Origin of the sequence: Brunnivagina elsteri CCALA 953 (genome assembly GCF_002289455.1) — a bacterium.
Taxonomy (GTDB): domain Bacteria; phylum Cyanobacteriota; class Cyanobacteriia; order Cyanobacteriales; family Nostocaceae; genus Brunnivagina; species Brunnivagina elsteri.
This window is the reverse complement of the sequence record NZ_NTFS01000564.1, coordinates 1-3,252: the sequence shown is the minus strand read 5'-3', so window position 1 is coordinate 3,252 and position 3,252 is coordinate 1. Positions and strand designations below refer to the sequence as shown.

Sequence of the window (3,252 nt, the reverse complement as noted above, 5' to 3'; positions counted from 1 at the left end):
AAATAATACAAAGTTTTCCAAAAATATTAATTTTTGGGGTAATTTATACCTGAAGGACAGTTAATGAAGTGTCCAGATACAAACCTACATACGTAATATAACTAAATAAGCAGAAATATTTACAGCAAGCAACAACTTACCCGCAATAAACCTCACACTTACCTTGCGGTTAGGTGCGAGATGTATTGCCTAAAAAGGTAATTATTTAATATACATCGTCGTATTCATGAGACTCAACTCGTCTAGAAGAATCTACACGGGGTGGTAAAAACTCTGCACGACGAGTAGTAGGAGCAAGCGGAGGGGTAGGACCAGTATAAGGATGTATAACTTGAACCGTGCGAACAGGACGTTGCTTTTGGGAAAACAAAGCCGATACCCCAGCAAAAACAATTCCACCACCAACAGTCAAAGCAATTCCACCAACAGCCCAAACTATCCCTGATGACCACCAAGGAGATTGAGATTGCTGTAACTGGGCACGTTGATTATTTTGGCTTTGTAATGCCTGGGCTTGAAACTGGTTGTTAAGATTTACTAACTGGCTCTGAGACTCTTGATATTGTTTTCGCAATACCTCATTTTCGCGCTGGATATTCTCCATTTTGCGTTCTAAGTCCAAGCGAAACTGATCGTTAGGAACATTAGGGACAGTATTTGGTAGTACTGGCTGTCCGGGATACCCGTATGGGAATTGTTGCGGCATTACTTGCGGTGCAACAATGGGTGCTTGGATTTGTGGAGCAACCGCAGTGAAGCCTGTTTGGGCAGGATTAACCGTCCCTTTGAGTAATACAAGAGCCGCAAGTCCTGCTACTGCAACTCCACCAATAAATGCCATACTTTCACTCATCGCCTTCGCTCCTACCTTGCGATGGAACTATATTCATTAGTAACCGACACACTCTCACACTCATATTCACGCTCATATACTTATACCTTAATTGACTTCAGATAATATCCAATAATATCCAAATCCTAATACACGGGGTCGATAATTGACGAGCCGTTTGATACACGCATTATATATTCAAGACGATATCTGTCGAATTGTCTAGCAAGGAGGGTCAGAAAATGATACTCTTAAAAATTTCCATAAACTACCTTCTTGACAATATAGACAATATATACGCTGAGTTATTTGAATTTTTTATAAGGGAATGAGCTTATTTGTTTACCGGGATGATTGAATTAGATATTTTCGCTCTAGGATAGCGCTAAATTAAGGATGCGGCAAAATTCTCCAATAGAGCTTAAGCCCTGCTGTGGTGTTCCCTCTGCCAAACGCTTGACGATCGCACTACCAATAATTACCGCATCAGCACCCCAATCTTTGATTTGTTGGGCTTGTTCTGGTTCGGAAATCCCGAATCCAACCCCGATTGGCTTGTCAGTAATTGCCCGGATTTGTTTAAGTAAATCAGATACTCGTGTTTCTATTTTTGTCCTGACCCCGGTAACACCTGTGACGCTGACTAAATAAATAAACCCTTGGGAAGCGCGTGCGATCGCTTCGATGCGTTCGGGAGAACTTGTTGGGGCAACCAGCAAAATTAAATCAATTCCCATTGCTGCGGCAGGTTCCAGCAAACTAGCAGATTCTTCAAGCGGTAAATCGGGTACTACCAAACCTGCAACCCCCGCTTTTTTGATTGAAGAGAGAAAATTATCGATCCCGCGATTCAATATTGGGTTGTAGTAAGTAAAAAGAATTATTGGTGCTTGTAAATCTGGAGTTGTTGCTGCCAGCATTTTTAGTACAGCATCCAGATTTGTCCCTTTTTGTAAAGCGCGAGTGGCTGCGGCTTGAATAACGGGACCATCAGCCAAAGGGTCGGAGTATGGTACCCCCAACTCAATCATACTAGCGCCACTGCGGTCTAAGACTCGCAAAGCTTCCGCAGTGGTATGCAAATCGGGGTCTCCAGCAGTGATAAAAGGGATAAAGGCACATTGCTGATGTTGTGCCAAATTTTTAAAGCGATCGGAAATAACAGTCATGGGTCATTTATGGATTGGTCATTGTGAGACCAGGGGTTCCGTTAATTAATTTACCTTCTTATTGCTTATCCTGTTCAATTTCGGCTTGGATTCTTTCTAATTCTTCAGGTGTAAGTTCTTCTAGTCGCTTGGTGAAATAGGCATTTTCGTAGCGATCGCGTTGTTCGTGGTAGGTCATTTTATTATTTACCGCACGGGAAAGGTAAGTCAGTAACCAACCAACCAAAACAGCGACTAATAAGGCTTGAGTCCAGATGCCAGCAGATTGAGCATCTAAGCCGACTTGCTGAAATATGACATAGAACAACCCACCTGCAACAAAAACGCCTAAAACTATGCCAAGAGCGTCAATACGTCGCATTTTATTTATGACCTACCACTAGGAAAGTTAAGCTGCAATTGTTCGCCGTTTGGGTCTGAAGTTGAGAATGGGAGACAAAACCAACAAACCGGGGAAGAGAAAAAATACAAAAAAGTACATTAGCAATCGTTCTATGGAGCCTGCTGAATACCAACGTAACTTCAAGTAAAACACTAAAATTACTGGCATTACGAGGAGATAAGCTCCAGCCAAAACCAAATAAAGTAAAGGTACAATCATTGTTTTTTTAGTCTTTCTGTGAATGATGTGGCAATGTCGAGTATATTGTCAAACTTTTTTTATAATAACCTACTTCCCACGTCCTGATTCCGACTCCCTGAGAGCCTAATTCCTTGTGTTTATCTTTTTTTTGAGAAAATGTTGGACAAATTACATAATTGATGTTCAAATATATAAGGCAGTGAATGCGGTCACGAAAAAGTTAAGTGACTCTCAAATTCAAATTGGGGGTGTGGCGGAATGGTAGACGCTACGGACTTAGAAAACTGAGCCTTGATCGAGAAATCTTTCAAGTGGAAGCTGTCAAATTCAGGGAAACCTAAATCTGGATATCTAAAATTATAGATACTTAGGTATGGCAATCCTGAGCCAAGCCGATTGGTGAGTTATCAGTGTGGAGCAATCTGAAAACTTTTAACTTCTAACTATTCGGAAGGTGCAGAGACTCGACGGGAGCTACCCTAACGTTAAGTCGAGGGTAAAGAGAGAGTCCAATCCTTAAAACCTTTAGGGAATTTTTCTAGGGCAGTAGTGAAAGCTACAAAAGGATGAAAATCCGTTGACCTTAACAGTCGTGAGGGTTCAAGTCCCTCCACCCCCATTAAAATCAATACTTTATCACCTATTTATATTAGGTGTATGGTTAGCAT

The 3,252-nt window shown here is 41.4% G+C and carries 4 protein-coding genes; all 4 read right to left on the bottom strand.

Annotation, left to right across the window (positions count from 1 at the left end; all coding sequences use genetic code 11):
* Positions 1–205: 205 nt before the first annotated feature.
* Positions 206–853, bottom strand: a complete 648-nt coding sequence (locus CK510_RS28380; RefSeq protein WP_095724829.1) for a heterocyst differentiation related protein — start codon at positions 851–853, stop codon at positions 206–208.
* A 353-nt stretch (positions 854–1,206) separates the two neighbouring features.
* A complete protein-coding gene (gene trpA / locus CK510_RS28375) occupies positions 1,207–2,001 on the bottom strand; it encodes a tryptophan synthase subunit alpha (RefSeq protein WP_095724828.1) in 795 nt (264 codons plus the stop codon).
* Between the two features lie 58 nt (positions 2,002–2,059).
* Positions 2,060–2,362 (bottom strand): DUF3007 family protein, encoded by a 303-nt coding sequence (locus tag CK510_RS28370; RefSeq protein ID WP_095724827.1) that lies wholly within the window; start codon positions 2,360–2,362, stop codon positions 2,060–2,062.
* A 27-nt stretch (positions 2,363–2,389) separates the two neighbouring features.
* Positions 2,390–2,626 (bottom strand): NAD(P)H-quinone oxidoreductase subunit L, encoded by a 237-nt coding sequence (ndhL, locus tag CK510_RS28365; protein ID WP_281257098.1) that lies wholly within the window; start codon positions 2,624–2,626, stop codon positions 2,390–2,392.
* Between the last annotated feature and the right edge of the window lie 626 nt (positions 2,627–3,252).